Origin of the sequence: Pseudomonas sp. rhizo25 (assembly GCF_031931935.1) — a bacterium.
GTDB classification, from domain to species: Bacteria; Pseudomonadota; Gammaproteobacteria; order Pseudomonadales; family Pseudomonadaceae; genus Aquipseudomonas; species Aquipseudomonas synxantha.
On sequence record NZ_JAUJXA010000002.1, the window covers coordinates 670015 to 690868 of the forward strand.

20 protein-coding genes are annotated in these 20854 nt (G+C 60.5%); 14 read left to right on the forward strand and 6 right to left on the reverse strand.

Annotated features, from left to right (window positions below; translation table 11 throughout):
• Nucleotides 1–20: 20 nt before the first annotated feature.
• The 4 genes from QZR30_RS06720 to QZR30_RS06735 form a co-directional block, all read right to left on the reverse strand.
• Nucleotides 21–995, reverse strand: a complete 975-nt coding sequence (locus tag QZR30_RS06720) for a serine/threonine protein kinase (protein WP_046069822.1) — start codon at nucleotides 993–995, stop codon at nucleotides 21–23.
• Nucleotides 996–1164: 169 nt separating this feature from the next.
• Nucleotides 1165–3063 carry a PhoX family protein gene (locus tag QZR30_RS06725; RefSeq protein ID WP_311903076.1) on the reverse strand — a complete coding sequence of 633 codons (1899 nt, stop codon included), beginning with the start codon at nucleotides 3061–3063 and terminating at the stop codon, nucleotides 1165–1167.
• A gap of 79 nt (nucleotides 3064–3142) precedes the next feature.
• Nucleotides 3143–3907: a TOBE domain-containing protein gene (locus tag QZR30_RS06730; protein ID WP_311903077.1), complete on the reverse strand. Its 765-nt coding sequence runs from the start codon at nucleotides 3905–3907 to the stop codon at nucleotides 3143–3145.
• A gap of 57 nt (nucleotides 3908–3964) precedes the next feature.
• Nucleotides 3965–4702, reverse strand: coding sequence for a ComF family protein (locus QZR30_RS06735; RefSeq protein ID WP_311903078.1), 738 nt, complete (start codon nucleotides 4700–4702; stop codon nucleotides 3965–3967).
• A gap of 91 nt (nucleotides 4703–4793) precedes the next feature.
• Between QZR30_RS06735 and bioB the strand changes: the two genes are divergently transcribed.
• From bioB to QZR30_RS06765, 6 genes are all read left to right on the forward strand, one after another.
• Nucleotides 4794–5849 (forward strand): biotin synthase BioB, encoded by a 1056-nt coding sequence (gene bioB, locus QZR30_RS06740; RefSeq protein WP_043049742.1) that lies wholly within the window; start codon nucleotides 4794–4796, stop codon nucleotides 5847–5849.
• 76 nt (nucleotides 5850–5925) lie between these two features.
• Nucleotides 5926–7107 carry an 8-amino-7-oxononanoate synthase gene (gene bioF / locus QZR30_RS06745; protein ID WP_311903079.1) on the forward strand — a complete coding sequence of 394 codons (1182 nt, stop codon included), beginning with the start codon at nucleotides 5926–5928 and terminating at the stop codon, nucleotides 7105–7107.
• The gene (locus QZR30_RS06750; protein ID WP_311903080.1) at nucleotides 7100–7831 is read left to right on the forward strand and encodes an alpha/beta fold hydrolase; all 732 of its coding nucleotides are present in this window, start codon (nucleotides 7100–7102) and stop codon (nucleotides 7829–7831) included. The genes bioF and QZR30_RS06750 overlap by 8 nt, the downstream gene beginning before the upstream one ends.
• Nucleotides 7824–8636, forward strand: coding sequence for a malonyl-ACP O-methyltransferase BioC (bioC, locus tag QZR30_RS06755; protein ID WP_311903081.1), 813 nt, complete (start codon nucleotides 7824–7826; stop codon nucleotides 8634–8636). The genes QZR30_RS06750 and bioC overlap by 8 nt, the downstream gene beginning before the upstream one ends.
• A complete protein-coding gene (gene bioD / locus QZR30_RS06760) occupies nucleotides 8633–9313 on the forward strand; it encodes a dethiobiotin synthase (RefSeq protein WP_311903082.1) in 681 nt (226 codons plus the stop codon). The genes bioC and bioD overlap by 4 nt, the downstream gene beginning before the upstream one ends.
• Before the next feature lie 106 nt (nucleotides 9314–9419).
• A complete protein-coding gene (locus tag QZR30_RS06765; protein ID WP_046069815.1) occupies nucleotides 9420–9701 on the forward strand; it encodes a hypothetical protein in 282 nt (93 codons plus the stop codon).
• Nucleotides 9702–9856: 155 nt separating this feature from the next.
• Here the strand turns inward: QZR30_RS06765 and QZR30_RS06770 are convergent, their stop codons facing one another.
• Nucleotides 9857–9985: a hypothetical protein gene (locus QZR30_RS06770; RefSeq protein WP_267896698.1), complete on the reverse strand. Its 129-nt coding sequence runs from the start codon at nucleotides 9983–9985 to the stop codon at nucleotides 9857–9859.
• A gap of 52 nt (nucleotides 9986–10037) precedes the next feature.
• Between QZR30_RS06770 and QZR30_RS06775 the strand changes: the two genes are divergently transcribed.
• The 4 genes from QZR30_RS06775 to QZR30_RS06790 all read left to right on the forward strand — a co-directional run bounded on the left by QZR30_RS06775 (nucleotide 10038) and on the right by QZR30_RS06790 (nucleotide 17100).
• On the forward strand, nucleotides 10038–11843 hold the full coding sequence (locus tag QZR30_RS06775; protein WP_043049735.1) for a phenylacyl-CoA dehydrogenase: 1806 nt from the start codon (nucleotides 10038–10040) through the stop codon (nucleotides 11841–11843).
• A gap of 206 nt (nucleotides 11844–12049) precedes the next feature.
• A complete protein-coding gene (locus QZR30_RS06780) occupies nucleotides 12050–13339 on the forward strand; it encodes a GGDEF domain-containing protein (protein ID WP_068965596.1) in 1290 nt (429 codons plus the stop codon).
• A 90-nt stretch (nucleotides 13340–13429) separates the two neighbouring features.
• Nucleotides 13430–15202, forward strand: coding sequence for an acyl-CoA dehydrogenase C-terminal domain-containing protein (locus tag QZR30_RS06785; RefSeq protein ID WP_046069813.1), 1773 nt, complete (start codon nucleotides 13430–13432; stop codon nucleotides 15200–15202).
• A gap of 119 nt (nucleotides 15203–15321) precedes the next feature.
• On the forward strand, nucleotides 15322–17100 hold the full coding sequence (locus QZR30_RS06790) for an acyl-CoA dehydrogenase C-terminal domain-containing protein (protein ID WP_311903083.1): 1779 nt from the start codon (nucleotides 15322–15324) through the stop codon (nucleotides 17098–17100).
• Between the two features lie 226 nt (nucleotides 17101–17326).
• Here the strand turns inward: QZR30_RS06790 and QZR30_RS06795 are convergent, their stop codons facing one another.
• Nucleotides 17327–18226, reverse strand: coding sequence for a LysR family transcriptional regulator (locus QZR30_RS06795; RefSeq protein ID WP_046069811.1), 900 nt, complete (start codon nucleotides 18224–18226; stop codon nucleotides 17327–17329).
• A 209-nt stretch (nucleotides 18227–18435) separates the two neighbouring features.
• Here QZR30_RS06795 and QZR30_RS06800 point away from each other — a divergent pair, with 209 nt between their 5' ends.
• From QZR30_RS06800 to QZR30_RS06815, 4 genes are all read left to right on the forward strand, one after another.
• The gene (locus tag QZR30_RS06800) at nucleotides 18436–19704 is read left to right on the forward strand and encodes an aspartate aminotransferase family protein (protein ID WP_046069810.1); all 1269 of its coding nucleotides are present in this window, start codon (nucleotides 18436–18438) and stop codon (nucleotides 19702–19704) included.
• Nucleotides 19705–19929: 225 nt separating this feature from the next.
• Nucleotides 19930–20301 (forward strand): type II toxin-antitoxin system RelE/ParE family toxin, encoded by a 372-nt coding sequence (locus QZR30_RS06805; protein ID WP_311903084.1) that lies wholly within the window; start codon nucleotides 19930–19932, stop codon nucleotides 20299–20301.
• Nucleotides 20279–20599 carry a helix-turn-helix domain-containing protein gene (locus QZR30_RS06810; RefSeq protein ID WP_057013933.1) on the forward strand — a complete coding sequence of 107 codons (321 nt, stop codon included), beginning with the start codon at nucleotides 20279–20281 and terminating at the stop codon, nucleotides 20597–20599. Before QZR30_RS06805 ends, QZR30_RS06810 begins: the two co-directional genes overlap by 23 nt.
• A gap of 95 nt (nucleotides 20600–20694) precedes the next feature.
• Nucleotides 20695–20853: a YqaE/Pmp3 family membrane protein gene (locus QZR30_RS06815; RefSeq protein WP_003194776.1), complete on the forward strand. Its 159-nt coding sequence runs from the start codon at nucleotides 20695–20697 to the stop codon at nucleotides 20851–20853.
• Nucleotide 20854 lies beyond the last annotated feature (1 nt).

Sequence of the window (20854 nt, forward strand, 5' to 3'; positions counted from 1 at the left end):
CACATTAAAAGCAAAAGCGGTTAGAAGAGTTTCAGCGGTTCTTCGTTGAGCGCCGACAACTGCTCACGCAACGCCAGCACCTGGTCGCCCCAATACCGCTCGCTGCCGAACCACGGGAAGCTGTGGGGGAACGCCGGGTCATCCCAGCGGCGTGCCAGCCAGGCGCTGTAGTGCATCAGGCGCAGGGCGCGCAGAGGTTCGATCAGGGCCAGCTCGCGCGGGTCGAAGTCGTGGAATTCCTGGTAGCCATCCATCAGTTCCGACAGCTGGCCCAGGCATTCCTGGCGGTCGCCGGCGAGCATCATCCACAGGTCTTGCACCGCCGGGCCCATGCGGCAGTCGTCGAGGTCGACGATATGGAACATCTCGTCGCGGCACATCATGTTGCCCGGGTGGCAATCGCCGTGCATGCGGATGTTCTTGTGCGGCGTGGTCTTGTACACCTCTTCCACGCGCTTGAGCAGGTCACGGGCCACGGACTCGTAGGCCGGCAGCAGGCTCTTGGGAATGAAGTTGCCTTCAAGCAAGGTGTTGAGGGAGTCGTGACCGAAGTTCTTCACACCCAGAGCTTCACGGTGTTCGAACGGGCGGGTGGAACCCACTGCGTGCAAACGGCCCAGCAATTGCCCGAGGCGATAGAGCTGATCAAGATTGCCTGGCTCAGGCGCCCGGCCGCCACGGCGCGGGAACAGGGTGAAGCGGAAACCTGCGTGTTCGAACAGGCTTTCGCCGTTGTGAATCAGCGGCGCTACTACCGGTACTTCGCATTCGGCCAGTTCGAAGGTAAAGCGGTGTTCTTCGAGGATCGCCTCGTTGGTCCAGCGCTGGGGCCGGTAGAATTTGGCGATCAGCGGCTCGGCGTCTTCGATACCCACTTGGTACACGCGGTTTTCGTAGCTGTTGAGTGCCAATACGCGTGCGTCGCTGAGGAAACCGATGCTTTCAACGGCGTCGAGGACCAGGTCAGGGGTGAGGGTTTCAAACGGGTGGGCCATGCGAACTCCTGCGCGCAGCAGGGCGCCGCGTCGGGCCGGGTATGGTAACGCACCGGGGCTGGGATAGGTGGTGGCTGTGCTATTGCAATTGGAGGCAAGCCCCCTCCCACACTTGAATGTATTCGCAATTCGCAATTGTGGGAGGGGGCTTGCCCACGATGAGGCTCTGTCAGGCGCCGACAACCCCACCATCATCCCGCCGAATCGCCACTACCGACGAACGCGGCTTGCCATTGGGCAAATGCTCCGGCCAGGTCGAACCACCGGTTTCCCCCGGATGCTGAATCCCCACAAACAAGGTTTTCTGATCCGGCGCAAAGCTGATTCCTGTCACCTCACACGCCACCGGCCCAACCATGAAACGGCGGATTTCACCGGTGCTCGGGTCGGCACACAGCATTTGGTTATTGCCCATGCCGGCAAAGTCGCCGGCGTTGCTGTAGTCGCCATCGGTCAGGATCCACAGGCGCCCCGCTTTGTCGAAACCCAGGCCGTCGGGGCTATTGAACATGTTCTGAGGGCTGATATTGGATGAACCGCCCTTCGGCGTACCGGCGTGCACGCCCGGGTTGCCGGCTACCACGAACAAGTCCCAGGTGAAGTCCGTGGCACCGTGGTTATCGGCGTTGGCCTTCCAACGCAGGATCTGGCCGTAGACGTTCTTCTCCCGTGGGTTGGGCCCGCCCAACGGCTGGCCGTCTTCGCCGCGTTTGGCGTTGTTGGTCAGGGTGCAATAGACCTGGCCGTCGGTGGGGCTGACCACGATCCATTCCGGGCGGTCCATGCGCGTGGCTTTCACTACGCTGGCGGCCAGGCGCGCATGGATCAGCACCTCGGCCTGGTTGGCGAAACCGCTGCTGGCGTCGATGCCGTTTTTGCCATGGGTGAGTTCAACCCATTGACCTTTGCCTTTGGGATGATCGGCATCGCCGTCGCCCGCGTCGAAGATGGCCACGTACAAGGTGCCGTGTTCGAGCAGGTCTTTATTGGCTTTCGGATTGTCGTGGTTGATCTGATCGCGGCTGACGAATTTGTAGATGAACTCACCGCGCTCATCGTCGCCCATGTACACCACGGCGCGTCCGTCGCGGGTCTCGGCGAGGGCGGCGTTTTCGTGCTTGAAGCGACCCAGCGCCGTGCGCTTGACCGGAGTGGATTGCGGATCGAATGGGTCGATTTCCACCACCCAGCCATGACGATTGAGTTCATTGGGGTTCTTGGCCATGTCGAAACGTGGGTCGTGCGGGTGCCAGTTGATGTCTTTGCTGGCGGCTACCACACCGTAGCGCTTCTGCCCGGCGTCGAAAGCCTGCTGCGGGTTGCTGCTGCCGAAACAGTCGGTGAAGTTTTCTTCGCAGGTCAGGTAGGTGCCCCATGGGGTCTTGCCGTTGGCGCAGTTCTGGAACGTGCCGAGGACTTTTTTGCCGCTTTTGTCGGCGCGGGTTTTCAGCCAATCATGGCCGGCGGCGGGGCCGCTCAAGCGGATCGGTGAATTGCCGTGGATGCGCCGGTTGTAGCGAGAGTCCTGAACGAACTGCCAGGTGTCGCCGTTGCGCCGCACTTCGATGACCGACACGCCTTCGCTGGCCAGGGCCTTGCGTACGTCTTCAGCCGACTGCGGTGCACCGCCGTGGGCGAAGAGGTAGCGGTAGTTGGTGTATTCGTTATTTATCGCCATCAGCGCGCGGTTGTTGTCGCCCGGGAAGGGAAACAGGCTCATGCCGTCGTTGTGGTCGCCGAACTGTTGTTCCTGCGCCTTGGCCGTACCATTGCCGGACGGGTCGAAAGCCGGCGCGTTCTTGTGCAATGGCTGGCCCCAACTGATCAGCACCGAAGCGCTGTAGCCAGGGGGCAGGGTGATGGTGTCGCTGGTGGCGGCGGCGATGCTGGTGAAGCCCAGCAACGGGCTGGCAGAGGCGGCGTTCACAGCCAGGGCGCTGCGGCTCAACAGGTTGCCACCCAGGAACATCGCCGCGCCGCACAGGGCGCCTGCGCCGATAAAGCGACGACGGGTGAGGCCGACCATCTGTTCAAGGTCGGTGGCTTGGTTTTCTTCTAATAGGCTCATCTCAGGCTCCCTGCGGTTTTTGCAGACACCTTAAGCAGCGCTTGTGACCAAATTGTTGCAGTTCGAAGACTTTGGCCCGCTATACCGGCGTGCCAAGCAACACATTGCTGGGGGCGAATTGCACGCGGATCGGTAGGCCCTCGGCAGCGTCAAGGGCCTGGAGTGCAGCGGGCGGTGCCAGCGCGCATAGCACCTGGCCGTTAGGCAGGGCGACACGCACCTCACTGGGGCCATCTTCGGCGTCGAGAATCGTCTCGATCACACCGACCATGCAATTGTGTCCAGGTGTTTCAAGTTGCCCGATCGCCAGCAACTCGAGCCACCCGGCCTTGATCAGGGCGACCACCTCCACGCCGATCTGCAGTTCCAGTCGTTGGGTGCTGTCGTGGGTGATCTGTGCGTCCAGATGCAGGCCGCCGGCCAACTGCAGGCCAATCATGTCATTGCGCCCATGGCTGTCGATGGCGCTGACCTGGCCGTGCAATTGGTTGCGCGCACTGGTGCGCAGCATCAAGCGGCCCAGCAGGTTGAAGTCGCTGGCCGCTTCGTCCGAGCCGAGTACTTCGGCCTGCAACACTTGCAGGCGCTGATAGAGGCGCAACACCCGCTCACCTTCTTGCGTCAGCCTGGCGCCACCACCGCCCTTGCCACCGACGCTGCGTTCAACCAGCGGTTTTTGCGCCAGGTTGTTCAGTTCGTCGATGGCGTCCCAAGCAGCCTTGTAACTCAACCCGGCGCTTTTGGCCGCACGGGTGATGGAACCCTGCTCGGCGATATGCCCCAGCAAGGCAATGCGCTGGGGGCGACGGATGATGTGCTGGTTGAGGGGGTTGGGCAGGGACATGGGCATACGTCTGGATGAGATGAGCGGACGTTGCCGTCCTGGCGCAGGGGAGTCAAGTCAGACGCTGGACCTTGGTGTACGTGCCAGGCAATAGACGTCGACTTGGCGTGCGCCGGCACCTATCAACAGCCGCGCCAGGCTGTGGGCCGTGGCGCCGGTGGTGAGTACGTCGTCTACCAACGCCAGATGCTGCCCTGCTACGTGGGCGTCGGGTGCCAGGGCAAAAGCGTTGAGCAGGTTGCGTTTGCGGGCCTTGGCATCCAGGTCTTGCTGCGCGACGGTTTCATAAGGGCGTAATAACGCATGTTCATGATAGGGAATCTCGAGGGCTTTACTGAGCCAGCGGGCCACCATCAACGCTTGGTTAAAGCCGCGCTCGCGCAGGCGTTTGCGGGCCATGGGCACCGGCAGCAGGCCGTCGGGTCGGTCGAGTTCAGCGTTGTCGAAGCGGTGTTGCAAGTGTTGCCCCAGCAGGCGTGCCAGCATGTGCCCCAGCGGCCAACGGCCCTGGTGCTTGAAGCGGCTGATGAGGGTGTCGATGGGAAAGCTATAGGTCCATGGCGCGACGACCTGCTTGAAAGCGGGTGAATGCCTCTGGCACTGCCCGCAGATCAAGCCATCCATCGGCAAGGGTAGGGCGCAGCGTTCACACTGCTCCATTAGCCAAGGTAAGTCTGTTTCGCAGACGTTGCATATATGTTCGGCTGACTGAGTGCTTTCATCGCAAATCAGGCAGGATTGTATGGTTTTTGACCAGATGTAAACTTGGCGTTTGTGATCAGGTTGACAGTGCATGATTCTTCCTTAAATATGCCGGCATCCGTGTCGTGCCTGTGGGTATTGCCCTTCCCGCAGCGCTTGCCAAAGCATAATCAAGGAATCGCCCATGAGCGCCAGCACCTCTGCCACCCTGCGTCACGATTGGTCCTTAGCCGAAGTCAAAGCCCTGTTCGTGCAGCCATTCAATGACCTGTTGTTCCAGGCGCAGACCGTGCACCGCGCGCATTTTGACGCCAACCGCGTGCAGGTATCGACCTTGCTGTCGATCAAGACCGGCGCCTGCCCGGAAGATTGCAAATATTGTCCGCAGTCGGGCCACTACAACACCGGCCTGGAAAAAGAAAAGCTGATGGAAGTGCAGAAGGTCCTCGAAGAGGCTGCCCGCGCCAAGGCCATCGGCTCGACGCGTTTCTGCATGGGCGCGGCGTGGAAACACCCGTCGGCCAAGGACATGCCCTACGTGTTGGAGATGGTCAAAGGCGTGAAGGCCATGGGCCTGGAAACCTGCATGACTCTCGGGCGCCTCGACCAGGACCAGACCGAAGCCCTGGCCCAGGCCGGCCTGGATTACTACAACCACAACCTCGATACCTCGCCGGAGTTCTACGGCTCGATCATCACCACCCGCACCTACGGCGAGCGCCTGCAAACCCTGGCCTATGTGCGTGATTCGGGGATGAAGATCTGCTCGGGCGGCATCCTCGGCATGGGTGAGTCCCTTGACGACCGCGCCAATCTGCTGATCCAGTTGGCCAACCTGCCCGAGCACCCGGAGTCGGTGCCGATCAACATGCTGGTGAAGGTTGCCGGCACGCCGTTGGAGAACGCCGACGACATCGACCCCTTTGATTTCATCCGCATGCTGGCGGTGGCACGCATCCTCATGCCGAAATCCCACGTGCGCCTGTCCGCCGGCCGCGAGGCCATGAACGAGCAGATGCAGGCCCTGGCGTTCTTTGCCGGCGCCAACTCGATCTTCTACGGCGACAAACTGCTGACCACCGCCAACCCGCAGGCCGACAAGGACATGCAACTGTTTGCACGCCTGGGCATCCTGCCTGAAGCTCGCGAAGAGCACGCCGATGAAGTGCATCAGGCGGCGATCGAGCAGGCGCTGGTGGAGCAAAAGAGCAGCGAGCAGTTCTACAACGCTGTCGTCTGATTGAAATGGGATCCCAATGTGGGGGGCTTGCTCCCACATTATTTGATCCAGTTGAACCCGCCAAATCGAGGCCAGCATGTCTTTTGATCTCGCCGCACGCCTCGCTGCCCGCCGTGCCGAACATCTATACCGTCAACGCCCGCTGCTGCAGAGCCCTCAAGGGCCCGAAGTGGTGGTGGATGGCCAGCCATTGTTGGCGTTCTGCAATAACGATTACCTGGGCCTGGCCAATCACCCGCAGGTGATCGAGGCCTGGCGCGCCGGAGCGGCCCGTTGGGGCGTGGGCGGTGGCGCTTCGCATCTGGTGGTGGGCCACGCCACGCCGCACCATGAGTTGGAAGAAGCCCTGGCTGATTTGACCGGGCGCCCGCGTGCACTGCTGTTCACTACTGGCTATATGGCCAACCTCGGCGCGGTCACGGCATTGGTGGGGCAGGGCGATACGGTGCTGCAAGATCGCCTCAACCACGCGTCATTGCTGGATGCCGGCTTGCTGTCCGGGGCGCGTTTCAATCGCTACCTGCATAACGACGCCGACAGCCTGGCCAAGCGCCTGGAGAAGGCCAGCGGCAATACGCTGGTGGTCACTGATGGCGTGTTCAGCATGGACGGCGACCTGGCCAACCTCCCCGCACTGGCCCGTGAAGCCAAGGCCAGAGGTGCCTGGCTGATGGTGGATGACGCCCATGGCTTCGGTCCGTTGGGCGCCCAGGGCGGTGGCATCGTCGAGCATTTCGGCTTGAGCCAGGAGGACGTGCCGGTGCTGGTTGGCACCTTGGGCAAAGCCTTCGGCACCGCCGGGGCATTTGTGGCCGGCAGCGAGGAGTTGATCGAAAGCCTGATCCAGTTTGCCCGCCCGTATATCTACACCACCAGCCAACCCCCGGCACTGGCCTGCGCCACCCTGAAAAGCCTGGAGCTGTTGCGCCATGAACATTGGCGCCGCGAGCACCTCAACGGGTTGATCTGCCAGTTCCGCCAGGGCGCCGAGCAGATGGGCCTGGCGTTGATGGACAGCTTTACGCCGATCCAGCCGATCCTGATTGGCGACAGCGCCCGGGCGTTGCGCCTGTCGCAAATGCTGCGCGAGCGTGGCCTGATGGTAACTGCGATCCGCCCGCCTACGGTGCCCGCCGGTACCGCCCGTTTACGGGTGACATTAACGGCGGCCCACAGCGAGGCGCAGGTGCAGCTATTGTTAAACGGGTTGGAAGAGTGTTTCCGCTTGTTAGGCGCCTCGGAGCCCGACCATGCGTAATCGACTGATATTGCTGCCCGGCTGGGGGCTTGGTGTGTCACCGCTGGAGCCGCTGGCCAATGCACTGCACGGCCTGAATGAGCATCTGCGGGTACAGATCGAGCCTTTGCCGGTGCTGGATTCCAGTGATGTGGGTGAATGGCTCGACGAGCTCGATGCGACGCTGCCGGACAACGTCTGGCTCGGTGGTTGGTCCCTCGGCGGCATGCTCGCTTCAGAGCTGGCGGCGCGGCGCGGCGAGCGTTGCTGCGGTTTGCTGACCCTGGCGAGCAATCCGTGTTTCGTCGCCCATGACAGCTGGCCCCACGGGATGCCGGCCGAGACCTTTGATGCATTCCTGGCGGGCTGCCATGCCGACTCCCAGGTCACCCGCAAGCGCTTCGGCCTGCTGTGCGCCAAGGGCGCCGCAGACCCCCGCGGACTGTCGCGGCTGCTGGTCAGCGGTGCGCCGAATACACCCCCCAGTGTCTTGATGCTTGGCCTGGAATTGCTGGCCCAACTGGATACCCGAGCCGCCTTGCAGGCATTTCGCGGGCCGCAGTTGCATTTGTTTGCCGGCTTGGATGGGCTGGTGCCTGCCGAAGCCGCCAGTGACCTGCTGGCATTGCTCCCCGATGTAGAAGTCGGCCTGATTGAACAGGCCGGTCACGCGTTTCTCCTGGAAGACCCCCACGGTGTAGCAGGGGCCATCCAGGCTTTTTTGCATGAGTGTGTTGATGACTGATTTATCCCATCCTTGCCTGCCGGGCGCCTTGCCGGACAAGCGTCAGGTCGCGGCCTCGTTTTCCCGTGCAGCGGCCAGCTACGACAGCGTGGCCGAGTTGCAGCGGGCGGTGGGGCATGAATTGCTCAGCCGTTTGCCGCCCAACCTTTCGCCACAATGCTGGCTGGATATGGGCTGCGGCACGGGCTACTTCAGCCGGGTACTGGGTGAGCGTTTGCCTGCAAGCGAAGGCATCGCGCTGGATATCGCCGAAGGCATGCTCAACCATGCGCGGCCTTTGGGCGGTGCGCAGCACTTTATTGCCGGTGATGCGGAACGCTTGCCGCTTAAGGCTGACAGCATCGAATTGCTCTTTTCCAGCCTTGCGGTGCAATGGTGCGCAAATTTCGATGCAGTACTCAGTGAAGCTCATCGCGTACTGCGACCGGGCAGTGTGCTGGCCTTCGCGAGCCTGTGCACAGGCACACTGGATGAACTGCGCGAAAGCTGGCGGGCGGCGGATGGCCTGGTCCACGTCAACCGCTTCCGCACCTTCGAGGTTTATCAACAACTGTGTGCGACCAGTGGCTTGCGGGTGATGAGCCTGGAGCGACAGCCCCATGTGCTGCATTACCCGGATGTGCGCAGCCTGACCCACGAGCTCAAGGCGTTGGGCGCCCATAACCTCAACCCGGGCCGCCCGGGAGGGTTGACGGGTCGCGCACGAATGGTGGCACTGGTCGATGCTTACGAGCAGTTGCGCCAGGCCCATGGCCTGCCTGCCACCTACCAAGTGGTGTATGCCGTATTGGAGAAACCTGCATGAGCGCCGCTTATTTCATCACCGGCACCGACACCGATGTGGGCAAGACCACTATCGCGGCTGGACTGCTGCATGCCGCCAGGCTGGCAGGTAAAAGTACCGCAGCCGGAAAGCCGGTGGCGTCGGGCTGCCAACTGACTGCCCAAGGGTTGCGCAACACCGATGCCTTGGCGCTGTTGGCCGAATGTTCAGTGCCGCTGAGCTATGCCGAGGTCAACCCGGTAGCATTCGAGCCGGCTATCGCGCCTCATCTGGCCGCACGCGAGGCGGGTGTCGCGTTGACGGTGCAATCGTTGCTCAAGCCGATGCAGCACGTCCTGGCCCGTGGGGCGGATTTCACCTTGATCGAGGGCGCAGGCGGGTGGCGCGTACCCTTGGCTGACCAGGCCAACCTGTCGGACCTGGCCATGGCGCTCAAGCTGCCAGTGATCCTGGTGGTTGGGGTGCGCCTGGGTTGTATCAGCCATGCATTGCTCACCGCCGAAGCCATCGCACGGGATGGCTTGCCGCTGGCCGGTTGGGTGGCGAACATCATCGACCCCAAGACCTCTCGTCTGGAAGAAAACCTCGCCACCCTGGCTGAGCGCTTGCCGGCGCCTTGCCTGGGAAGAGTGCCGAAACTCAAGCACGCCGCGGCGGCTGCAGTGGCCGAATACCTTGAATTGGACCTGCTTGACTGATTTTGGCTATCACTAAGGCAATGTGCCATTAGTGTTTTTGACGGGCCTTTTGACAGGATGTCTGCTTCAATCCAACTTCACGATTCTCTAAAGGCAGGTTTACGCCATGGAAATCTCTGGCAGCAGCGCGTTTTATTCCGGCCTGAACAGCATTCAGGCCGGGCAGAACCGTGTCGACCAGGCGGCCGGCAAGATTGCCAGCGCCGCGACGACCCAGCCATCGGGTGCACAAAGTGATCGTCTGCAAGCCAGCGACCGCGCCCAGCCATCCAATTCGGCGAGCAATATGGTGGAAATGGCCCAGGGCAAGTTTCAAGTGGAGCTGGGGGCGAAAGTCGCGAAGGCTTCGAATGAAATGCTTGGTACCTTGATCGACACCTACGCCTGATCCTCTTTCATGTACGTAGTTCAAAATGTGGGAGGGGGCTTGCCCCCGATAGCGCTGTGTCAGTTACAAAAGTACTGACTGACATTCCGCTATCGGGAGCAAGCCCCCTCCCACCTTTTTCTCTTGCCTAGCCCTGATCACTCTCTGCACTCAATTTAGCGTGGCGTCTTGCCGCGGGCCTTGCCGTGCCTGGCGATGACCTGCATCAAGACAAACGGCATCCGGCCGATGCTTGACAACCCTTGGTCGTAAACGTATGTTTCAAACACCTGTTTGACCGCCATAACAAATCCACGCGGTTGTTCATCCCAGATACATCAGCAGAGGTTTATCGCTATGCCTGACTACAAGGCCCCCTTGCGTGATATTCGCTTCGTTCGTGACGAACTGCTCGGTTATGAAGCGCACTATCAGAGCCTGCCGGCGTGCCAAGACGCTACCCCGGACATGGTTGACGCCATCCTCGAAGAAGGCGCCAAGTTCTGTGAGCAAGTACTGGCACCGTTGAACCGCGTGGGCGACATCGAAGGGTGTACCTGGAGTGAGTCAGGCGTTAAAACCCCTACTGGCTTTAAAGAAGCCTACAAGCAATTCGTCGAAGGCGGCTGGCCAAGCCTGGCCCACGATGTGGAGCACGGCGGCCAAGGCCTGCCGGAATCCCTGGGCCTGGCGGTGAGCGAAATGGTGGGGGCCGCAAACTGGTCGTGGGGCATGTACCCGGGCCTGTCCCATGGTGCGATGAACACCATTTCCGAGCACGGCACCCCAGAGCAGCAAGAGGCTTACCTGACCAAGCTGGTGTCGGGCGAGTGGACCGGCACCATGTGCCTGACCGAGCCGCACTGCGGCACCGACCTTGGCATGTTGCGCACCAAGGCCGAGCCTCAGGCCGACGGTTCCTACAAAGTCTCCGGTACCAAGATCTTCATCTCGGCCGGTGAACACGACATGGCCGACAACATCGTCCATATCGTACTGGCCCGCCTGCCGGATGCACCGGCCGGCACCAAGGGCATCTCGCTGTTTATCGTGCCCAAGTTCCTGCCCAACGCCGATGGTTCGGTGGGCGAGCGCAATGCGGTGACCTGTGGCTCCCTGGAACACAAGATGGGTATCCACGGCAACGCCACCTGCGTGATGAATTTCGACGCGGCCACCGGTTTCCTGATCGGCCCGGCGAACAAAGGCCTGAACTGCATGTTCACCTTCATGAACACCGCTCGCCTGGGGACTGCGCTGCAGGGCCTGTCCCACGCCGAGATCGGCTTCCAGGGCGGCTTGAAATATGCACGTGATCGCTTGCAGATGCGCTCCCTGACTGGCCCGAAAGCACCGGACAAAGCCGCCGACCCGATCATCGTGCACCCTGACGTGCGCCGCATGCTGCTGACGATGAAAGCCTTCGCCGAAGGCAACCGTGCGATGGTGTACTTCACTGCCAAGCAAGTAGACATCGTCAAGTACGGCACCGACGACGAAGCCAAGAAACAGGCCGACGGCTTGCTGGCTTTCATGACTCCGATCGCCAAGGCGTTCATGACCGAAGTCGGTTTTGAATCGGCCAACCACGGCGTGCAGATCTACGGCGGCCACGGCTTCATCGCCGAGTGGGGCATGGAGCAGAACGTTCGCGACAGCCGCATTTCGATGCTGTACGAAGGCACCACCGGCATCCAGGCACTGGACTTGCTCGGCCGTAAAGTGCTCATGACTCAGGGCGAAGCGCTCAAGGGTTTCACCAAGATCGTGCACAAGTTCTGCCAGGCCAACGAAGGTAACGAGGCTGTCAAAGAGTTCGTTGCACCGCTGGCGGCATTGAACAAAGAATGGGGCGAGTTGACCATGAAGGTCGGCATGGCTGCGATGAAAGACCGTGAAGAAGTCGGTGCCGCGTCGGTGGACTACCTGATGTATTCCGGGTATGCGTGCCTGGCTTACTTCTGGGCCGACATGGCACGCCTGGCTGCCGAGAAGCTGGCTGCCGGCACCACCGAAGAAGCGTTCTACACTGCCAAGTTGCAGACCGCGCGCTTCTACTTCCAGCGCATCCTGCCGCGTACCCGCACCCACGTAGCAACCATGCTGTCGGGCGCCAGCAACCTGATGGACATGAAAGAAGAAGACTTCGGCCTGGCTTACTAAGCCTTCCGGCAACCTTCTGAAAACCGCCGCCTCCCTTGGGAGTCGGCGGTTTTTTATGGCCGGTTAAAAAACCCGCGTACAGCACTCAGGGATTGGGAGCGCCTGCCGTTAAAGTGATGGCAATGTGATACATGGTCGGTCGGTTGTGCTTAACTGATCGCATAGAGGCACAGTGCTATTATTTTTTGCGGGTCGGAGTTTTACCCTTGTCACGCGTGTCTGCGCTACGTTTAAGCCACTTCCTACCCTCGCTGCTGTTATTGCTGGCTGGGCTTTCGGCTGCGTACGTCAAGGACCTCAGTGTCTTCTTCACCTCGTTGTTCAACGTGCTGCCCACCCTGGTCTTGCTGCTGGGCGGTGCCTACTGTGCGGTGTATCGACGCCAGCGTGAACTGTTCCTGATGATCACGGTGTACGTTGCCTATTACCTGCTGGATACCCAGACCGATTTCTACCGTGACAATGGCCGCGTGCGCGAGGACGCTGCGGTGGTGTTTCACCTGTGTTGCTTGTTGTTGCCGTTGCTGTTCAGCATTTACGCGCTGTGGCAGGAGAAGACCCATTTGTTCCGTGACTTCATCGCACGCGCCGCGGTGTTACTGGCGGTAGGCAGCGTGGCATTGGCTCTGGAGCAAAGTTTTCCCCAGGCGCTACTTAACTGGCTGGCGGAGATTCGCTGGCCGGCGCTGCATGGCACCTGGATGAGCCTGATCCAACTCTCATACCCCATGTTCCTGATCGGCTTTCTCACCCTGGCCGCACAGTACTGGTACCAGCCGCGCCCGCTGCACGCGGCGCAACTGGTGGGATTGCTGGGGATGTTCTGGATGTTGCCGCAAACCTTCATCCTGCCGTTCACCCTTAACATCATGTGCAGCCAGGTGATGCTGATGATCGCCGCCGGTGTGGCTCACGAGGCCTATCAAATGGCATTTCGCGACGAGCTGACCGGCTTGCCCGGGCGACGGGCTCTCAACGAGCGCATGCAGCGGCTGGGGCGCAGCTATGTGCTGGCGATGAGCGACGTGGATCACTTCAAGCGTTTCAACGACACCCATGGTCATGACGTGGGAGACCAGGTGTTGCGCCTGGTGGCGAGCAAGTTGTCCAAGGTCAGCGGCGGCGGGCGAGCCTACCGGTATGGCGGTGAAGAGTTTGCCGTGGTGTTTGCCGGCAAGACCCTGGATGAATGCATGCCGCATCTGGAGGAGATCCGCGAGATCATCGCCGGCTACGCTATCAAGTTGCGCAACGCGGACCGCCCCCATGACGACCATCAAGGCCGCCAGCGGCGTGCTGGCAGCGGTGCATCCAGTGTGTCGGTGACGGTCAGCATCGGTGTGGCTGAGCGCCAGGCCGATCAGCGCAGCCCCGAGGAAGTGCTCAAGTCCGCCGACCAGGCGTTGTACGCCGCCAAGGGCGCGGGGCGTAACTGTGTGGTCGCGGCCGGCCAAACCCGACGTGGCGCGGTACGTATGGAAAGCGCTGCCGGTTGAGTAATGGCGCTGTATTCAGCAGCGCTACAGTGATTGTCCACAGGCGGTGCCGGCAGTAGCTTGAAAGCATCTGCTGCCGGAGACATTGCCATGCCTGAGTACAAAGCTCCCTTGCGCGACATGCGCTTTCTGATCGACAACGTGTTCGATTTCCACGGCCATTACGCGGCCCTGGGCGCAACGGACGCCAGCCCGGACATGGTCAGTGCGATCCTTGAGGAGGGCGCGAAGTTTTGCGAAAACGTGCTCGCGCCACTCAACCGCAGTGGCGATGAAGAGGGCTGCCATTTCGACAATGGCGTGGTGACCACACCCAAGGGCTTCAAGGAAGCCTTCGCCCAATACGTGGCAGGCGGCTGGCACGGCGTGGCGGCGGACCCGGCCTACGGTGGCCAGGGCTTGCCCCATTCTCTGGGCCTGGTGCTGAGCGAGATGATCGGTTCCAGCAATACCTCTTGGGGCATGTACCCGGGCCTGACCCATGGCGCAATGTCGGCCATCCAGGCCCACGGTACCGACGAACAGAAAGCCACCTACCTGACCAAGCTCACCGCTGGCGAATGGACCGGCACCATGTGCTTGACCGAAGCACACTGCGGCACCGACCTGGGCCTGATCAAGACCCGTGCCGTGCCCCAGGCCGATGGCAGTTATGCAATCACCGGCAGCAAGATCTTCATCTCGGCCGGTGAGCACGACATGAGCGCCAATATCATCCACCTGGTGTTGGCCAAGTTGCCGGACGCGCCTGCGGGTACCAAGGGGATTTCGCTGTTTATCGTGCCCAAGTTCCATGCCGACTCGGGTGAGCGCAACGCAGTGCACTGCGGCTCCATCGAACACAAGATGGGCATCAAGGCTTCGGCCACGTGCGTGCTGAATTTCGATGGCGCCAAGGGTTTTTTGATCGGCGAGGCGAACAAGGGCCTCAACTGCATGTTCACCATGATGAACCACGCCCGCCTGGGCACCGGCATGCAGGGCCTGTGCAATGGCGAAGCAAGCTTCCAGGGCGCGATCAAATACGCCAGTGAACGCCTGCAAATGCGCTCGCTGACCGGCGCCAAGGCCCCGGAGAAGGCTGCTGACCCGATTATCGTGCATGCCGATGTACGCCGCATGCTGCTGACCATGAAAGCCTTTAACGAGGGCAACCGCGCACTGACCTACTTCACCGCGCAACTGCTCGATACTGCTCATCTGGGCAGCGACGCCGGCCAACGCCAGGAGGCCGAAGACTTGTTGGCCTTCCTTACGCCGATCTGCAAGGCCTTCATGACCGAAACCGGTCTGGAGGTGACCAACCATGGCATGCAGGTATTTGGCGGCCATGGCTATATTCGTGAGTGGGGCATGGAGCAACTGGCGCGCGATGCGCGGATTGCGCCGATCTATGAAGGCACCAACGGTATCCAGGCCCTCGATTTGCTGGGGCGCAAAGTGCTGGGTAGCCAAGGCAAATTGCTGCGCGGGTTTACCAAGATCGTGCATAAGTTCTGTGGCGCGCAGGCCGAGCATCCGCAATTCAGGGCTCATGTGACGCAGCTCAATCAGCTCAATCAGGAGTGGGGTGAGTTGACCACCAAAGTCGGGATGGCGGCGATGAAGAATCCTGACGAAGTGGGTGCGGCAGCAATGGATTACCTGATGTACAGCGGCTATATCATCCTGGCTTACCTGTGGTTGCGCATGGCGATTGCCGCCCAGTCCCAGGACGATGCCGCGTTCACCCAGGCCAAGCTGGCCACCTGCGATTTCTACTTCAAGCGTCTGCTGCCGCGTACCACCACCCACCGCGCCGCCGTGGAAGCGGGCAGTGAATGCCTGATGAGTCTGTCCGGGTCGGCATTCCAGCTGGAGTGACTTAAAAATACCTGTCGGTCACAAGTGGACCCTATGTGTCTGAAAAGTTGTTCGGGTACACTCGGAGCTTGTAAAACCGATCCTATCGAATCACTTTTCACGTTCTCACGAGGTTTGCCATGGCTGATTACAAAGCGCCGTTGCGTGATATGCGCTTCGTCCTCAACGAAGTTTTTGAGGTCGCCAAGACTTGGGCCCAGTTGCCGGCGTTGGCAGACAGCGTTGATGCCGAAACCGTTGAGGCGATCCTCGAAGAAGCCGGCAAAGTCACCGCCAAATCCATCGCGCCCCTCAGCCGCGGCGGCGATGAGCAAGGCTGCCAGTGGAAAAACAGCGCAGTCAGTACCCCGGACGGCTTCCCCCAGGCCTACAGCACTTATGCCGAAGGCGGTTGGGTGGGCGTGGGCGGCGACCCGACCTATGGCGGCATGGGCATGCCCAAGGCGGTGTCGGCGCAGGTCGAAGAAATGATCAACTCGTCGAGCCTGGCATTCGGCCTGTACCCCATGCTGACTTCCGGCGCCTGTGTATCGATCAACACTCACGCCAGTGAAGCGCTCAAGGCGGCCTACCTGCCGAAGATGTATTCCGGTGAGTGGGCCGGTTCCATGTGCTTGACCGAAGCCCATGCCGGCACTGACCTGGGGATGATCCGCACCAAGGCCGAGCCTCAGGCAGACGGTTCCTACAAAGTCAGCGGCACCAAGATCTTCATCACCGGTGGCGAACACGATCTGACCGAAAACATCATCCATCTGGTGCTGGCCAAGCTGCCGGATGCACCAGCCGGGCCCAAGGGCATCTCGCTGTTCCTGGTGCCGAAGTTCCTGGTCAATGCCGACGGCAGCCTGGGTGCGCGTAACCCGGTGACCTGCGGTTCGATTGAACACAAGATGGGCATTCAGGCGTCCGCGACCTGCGTGATGAATTTCGACGAGGCCGTGGGTTACCTGGTGGGCGAGCCTAACCGTGGCCTGGCGGCGATGTTCACCATGATGAACTATGAGCGCCTGGGGGTGGGGATCCAGGGCTTGGCTTCCGGCGAGCGCTCTTATCAGAACGCGATTGAATATGCCCGTGATCGCCTGCAGAGCCGCTCCCCGCTGGGGGCACAGGCCAAGGACAAAGTGGCAGATCCGATCATCGTGCATCCGGATGTGCGCCGCATGCTGCTGACCATGAAGGCGGCGAACGAAGGCGGCCGGGCGTTCTCCACCTACGTGGCGACGCAGCTGGACATCGCCAAGTTCAGTGACGATGCAGCTGCTCGGGAGCGCGCGGATAATCTGGTGGCGTTGCTGACCCCCGTTGCCAAGGCCTTCCTTACGGACCTGGGCCTGGAAACCACCGTGCTCGGACAGCAAGTATTCGGCGGCCATGGCTACATCCGAGAGTGGGGCCAGGAGCAGTTGGTGCGTGACGTGCGCATCACCCAGATCTACGAAGGCACCAACGGCATTCAGGCTCTGGATTTGATGGGCCGTAAGATCGTTGGCAGCGGCGGTGCTTTCTACACCCTGTTCGCCGATGAGATCCGCCAATTCGTCACTGAGTCGGGTCCAGAGTTGGCCGAGTTCACCAAGCCGCTCAGCGCTGCGGTGGATAACCTGGATGAATTGACGGCGTGGGTGCTGGATCGCGCTAAGCACAATCCGAATGAAATCGGTGCGGCGTCGGTGGAATACCTGCATGCGTTCGGCTACATGGCCTACGCCTACATGTGGGCGCGCATGGCCAAGGCCGCGTTGGGCAAGGAGACCGAGGAAGCGTTCTACGCCAGCAAACTGGGTACCGCACGTTTCTACTTTGCCCGCTTGTTGCCGCGTATCCACTCATTGAGTGCGTCGGTAAAAGCCGGTAGCGAATCGCTGTTCCTGATGGATGAGGCCCTGTTCTAAGGGCGGGGAGGCCGTGTAAGCATTCTCTTACATGACGTACTGCTATTCGTCCTCTATCGCCAAATTGGATCCATGGCTAATCTACTTCACATGGACGTCGCGCAGGAAGCGCAAAGCAACAACACGGACACGTAGGATTCTGCCAGGACGGCGGAGTGAAATGGATGTCAGGGAAACAGTCTGCAAAGCCCCGCTTCGGCGGGGTTTTCTTTTGCCCGCGAAAAAGTCAGGCGCTTGCCCGAGGGGCATTCATCACGTCTTCGAGCAAGGTGCGCAGCAACGCCACCGTCGCCTGCTGGCGCTGCACATCGCGGCACACCAAGCCTACTTTCAGCGCCACCCTGGGTTCACTCAAGGGTTTCCATAGCAGCGCCTTGCTGTTGTGTTCGTCCTGGGAGCGGCCCGGCAGTACCGTCGCCAGCCGGGTGTGGGGCAGGCTGTCGAGAATGCCCACCATGGTATTGAGTTCGGCCTGCACCTGCGGACGCCGCCCCAGGTTAGCCAACTGGCCCTGCCAGATCTGCCTGACTTGAAACTCTTCCCCCAGCAGCAACATCGGCAACTCGGCTGCCTGTTTCAACGAGACTTTCTTGAATTCGCGCAGCGGATGGTCCTCGGGAATCACCACCTTCAACTCATCTTCGTACAGCAACACGCCGTGCAGGCCCGGCTGACGTGGCGGCAGGTAGCTGATGCCAATGTCGAGGGCACCGTTGAGCAACCGGCGCTCGATCTCAAGCCCAGTCAATTCGTAGATCTGCACCACCAGATGGGGCTGGGCCTTACGCACGCGCTCGAGCATCTGCGGCACCAGGCTGGTGTGCACGGTTTGCAGCACGCCGATGGCCAGGGTGCGCATGGCCTGGCCCTTGAAGTTGCGCAGCGCCTCGACGGCTTGCTGCATGCCATCAATGAGCGGCAGTGCATGGTTGTAAAGGGTATGCGCCGCCAGCGTCGGTAACAGGCGCTTACTGCTGCGTTCGAACAGACTCACGTCGAGGTTCTGCTCCAGTTGGCGAATCTGTTGCGACAAGGCTGGCTGGGAGATCGACAGGCGCTCCGCGGCGCGGCCTACGTGGCCCTCCTCATACACCGCGACGAAATAACGCAGTTGCTTGAAATCCATAAGATTTACTTATCAAAAAAGCTGGAAAATCGAAATGGCCGTTGGCCCCGCAGACGCCTAGTCTAGCGCCTATTCGCAGGGCTTACAGGGCCGGATCGGACAATGAACAGCGTTTGTATTGATAGCGTTTGCATAGGCAAGGCAAAAAACCTCCATGTGGATTGGCCAGGCTATTCCGACCAAGGTCTGGTTGCCATCGGAGCTGACTTGTGAGCCTGTTCAACATACGCCGGCCGGTGCCGAGTCTTGACGATCTGATCCTGGATCCGCCGCACGACAACCGTTCCACTGAATCTCTGATGCCCACCGTGGCGCGCCCACCTCAGGTGTTTGTGCGTGGCCAGGGCTCGTGGCTGTGGGACAGCGAAGAGAGTGCCTACCTGGATTTCAGCCAAGGCAATGCTGCCAATAGTCTCGGCCATAGCCCACAGGTGCTGATCAAGGCGCTGGGCGAGCAAACCCAGGCGCTGATCAACCCCGGCAATGGCCTGCACAATAGCGTCCAACTCAATCTCGTCGAGCGTCTTTGCCGGCACACCGGCAGCGACCAGGCTTACCTGCTCAACAGTGGCGCGGAAGCCTGCGAGGCGGCGATCAAGCTGGCGCGCAAATGGGGGCAGCTGCATCGCGGGGGGGCCTATCGCATTATCAGCGCGAGCAACGGTTGCCATGGCCATAGCTTCGCTGCCCTGGCGGCTTCGGCAGGTCTATCGGATAACCGTTTCGAACCACAACTGCCAGGCTTCAGCCACGTCCCTTTCAACGATCTTCCCGCCCTGCATGCCGCGGTGGATGCCCAGACGGTGGCTATCCTGCTGGAACCGATCCAGAGCGAAGCCGGCGTGATCCCTGCGACCGAGCACTACCTCAAGGGCGTCGAGCGGCTGTGTCGCGAACTGGGGATCCTGCTGATCCTCGACGAAGTGCAAACCGGTATCGGTCGTTGCGGCACATTGCTCGCCGAACAACAGTACGGTGTACGCGCCGACATCATCGCCCTGGGCAAAGGCCTGGGCGGCGGTATGCCATTGGCGGCGTTGCTGGCGCGGGGCCAAGCCTGTTGCTTTGATGTGGGGGAATTGGGCGGCTCCCACCATGGTAATGCGCTGATGGCCGCGGCTGGGTTGGCTGTGACCGATACGGTGCTGGGACACGGCTTTTTAGAGCACGTACGTGAGTCGGGCTGTTACCTGGGCGAAGGTCTCGCCCGCCTTGCCTATCGCTACGGCCACGGCCCATTGCGCGGAAATGGCCTGATGTGGGGGCTGACGTTATCGGATGATTCTGCGGATGCGGTGGTAAAGGCCGCCTTGCAGGAGGGACTGATCCTCAACGCGCCGCAACCCGACTGTTTGCGCTTCACCCCGGCACTGACGATAAGCAAAGGCAACATCGACGAAATGCTCCAGCGCCTGGCCCGCGCCTTTTCACGGGTGCGTACTGCCCAAGTGCAATGTCGCAAGGGCATTGCCGTTTAACCCTGTATTTCAGAACCGTCTCGCGGCATACGCGGCGCCCTCAGCCTGATTCTTTTGGCTGGGGGCGTTTTTTTGTCTGCGTAATTTTTGGATTGAAAAGGGCCCTTGAGCTTCCTGTAAAACCCTGGCTTTTTAGCGGACGTCGGCATGGACTGCCGATGGGGCGCGAGATGCGCCACTTCTAATCTATACCACTGAGTGGTATGTTTCAGGAAAGGGATATCCATGAGGCTGAGGTTATTCAAAACGCGGCACTTTGCTGATGCTGCCAGCAAGGCCTGGATCTGCGATTCAGAGCTGAGGGAGGCGTTCAATGAAATGCTTAAAGGCCAGGTTGATAATTTGGGCGGCGGTGTTTGGAAGAAGCGACTGAATCGAAACCGGCATCGCTCAATTGTATTGGCCAAGGGTAGGCACTATTGGGTTTATCAATTGCTGTTCGCCAAGCAGGATCAAAGCAACATCAGCCAAAGCGAACTTGCTTGGTTTCGGACGCTGGCTAAGTCTTATGAAGGCTTCAATGAAGCACAGATTCAGCAGATGCTGGATATCAGGGAGTTTGTGGAGATACATCATGACCAAGAAATACAAAAGTGAGGCTTTTGAGTCCATTCATCACTCTGCTGAAGCGCTATATGCAGTAGGCGCCATTAGCAAAACCACCCTTCGTGAGTTCGACGAGGCATGCCTTGCGGATATCCCGGCGCAAATCCCGGCCGAGCAAATTAAGCAGCTACGAGAGCGTAACCATGTCAGCCAGCCAGTATTTGCCCGTTACCTGAACACCAGCGCCTCCACGGTGAAGCAGTGGGAGTCAGGCGAGAAACAACCCAGCGGCATGGCGCTCAAGTTGCTGAGCATCGTGCAAAAGCACGGGCTGGAAATCCTGGCCTGAAGCTGGCCCGATGCCAGATCCCACTGAACCCTCACGAACCCCCAAGGTCGATTAGCTACACGGCTCACAGGAGCCGATTTTTATGGAGCTGACCCATGGACATCATTCGTATCATCATCGCCATTCTGCTGCCACCACTGGGTGTGTTCCTGCAAGTAGGTTTCGGCGGCGCCTTCTGGCTGAATATCCTGCTGACCCTGTGCGGTTATTTCCCTGGCATCATTCACGCGGTGTACATCATCGCCAAGCGTTGAG

Bases quoted from the DNA above. Each gene is read 5' to 3' on its own strand.
- QZR30_RS06720 (WP_046069822.1), bottom strand. From the start codon at position 995: ATGGCCCACCCGTTTGAAACCCTCACCCCTGACCTGGTCCTCGACGCC.
- QZR30_RS06725 (WP_311903076.1), bottom strand. From the start codon at position 3,063: ATGAGCCTATTAGAAGAAAACCAAGCCACCGACCTTGAACAGATGGTC.
- QZR30_RS06730 (WP_311903077.1), bottom strand. From the start codon at position 3,907: ATGTCCCTGCCCAACCCCCTCAACCAGCACATCATCCGTCGCCCCCAG.
- QZR30_RS06735 (WP_311903078.1), bottom strand. From the start codon at position 4,702: ATGCACTGTCAACCTGATCACAAACGCCAAGTTTACATCTGGTCAAAA.
- bioB (WP_043049742.1), top strand. From the start codon at position 4,794: ATGAGCGCCAGCACCTCTGCCACCCTGCGTCACGATTGGTCCTTAGCC.
- bioF (WP_311903079.1), top strand. From the start codon at position 5,926: ATGTCTTTTGATCTCGCCGCACGCCTCGCTGCCCGCCGTGCCGAACAT.
- QZR30_RS06750 (WP_311903080.1), top strand. From the start codon at position 7,100: ATGCGTAATCGACTGATATTGCTGCCCGGCTGGGGGCTTGGTGTGTCA.
- bioC (WP_311903081.1), top strand. From the start codon at position 7,824: ATGACTGATTTATCCCATCCTTGCCTGCCGGGCGCCTTGCCGGACAAG.
- bioD (WP_311903082.1), top strand. From the start codon at position 8,633: ATGAGCGCCGCTTATTTCATCACCGGCACCGACACCGATGTGGGCAAG.
- QZR30_RS06765 (WP_046069815.1), top strand. From the start codon at position 9,420: ATGGAAATCTCTGGCAGCAGCGCGTTTTATTCCGGCCTGAACAGCATT.
- QZR30_RS06770 (WP_267896698.1), bottom strand. From the start codon at position 9,985: ATGGCGGTCAAACAGGTGTTTGAAACATACGTTTACGACCAAGGGTTG.
- QZR30_RS06775 (WP_043049735.1), top strand. From the start codon at position 10,038: ATGCCTGACTACAAGGCCCCCTTGCGTGATATTCGCTTCGTTCGTGAC.
- QZR30_RS06785 (WP_046069813.1), top strand. From the start codon at position 13,430: ATGCCTGAGTACAAAGCTCCCTTGCGCGACATGCGCTTTCTGATCGAC.
- QZR30_RS06790 (WP_311903083.1), top strand. From the start codon at position 15,322: ATGGCTGATTACAAAGCGCCGTTGCGTGATATGCGCTTCGTCCTCAAC.
- QZR30_RS06795 (WP_046069811.1), bottom strand. From the start codon at position 18,226: ATGGATTTCAAGCAACTGCGTTATTTCGTCGCGGTGTATGAGGAGGGC.
- QZR30_RS06805 (WP_311903084.1), top strand. From the start codon at position 19,930: ATGAGGCTGAGGTTATTCAAAACGCGGCACTTTGCTGATGCTGCCAGC.
- QZR30_RS06810 (WP_057013933.1), top strand. From the start codon at position 20,279: ATGACCAAGAAATACAAAAGTGAGGCTTTTGAGTCCATTCATCACTCT.
- QZR30_RS06815 (WP_003194776.1), top strand. From the start codon at position 20,695: ATGGACATCATTCGTATCATCATCGCCATTCTGCTGCCACCACTGGGT.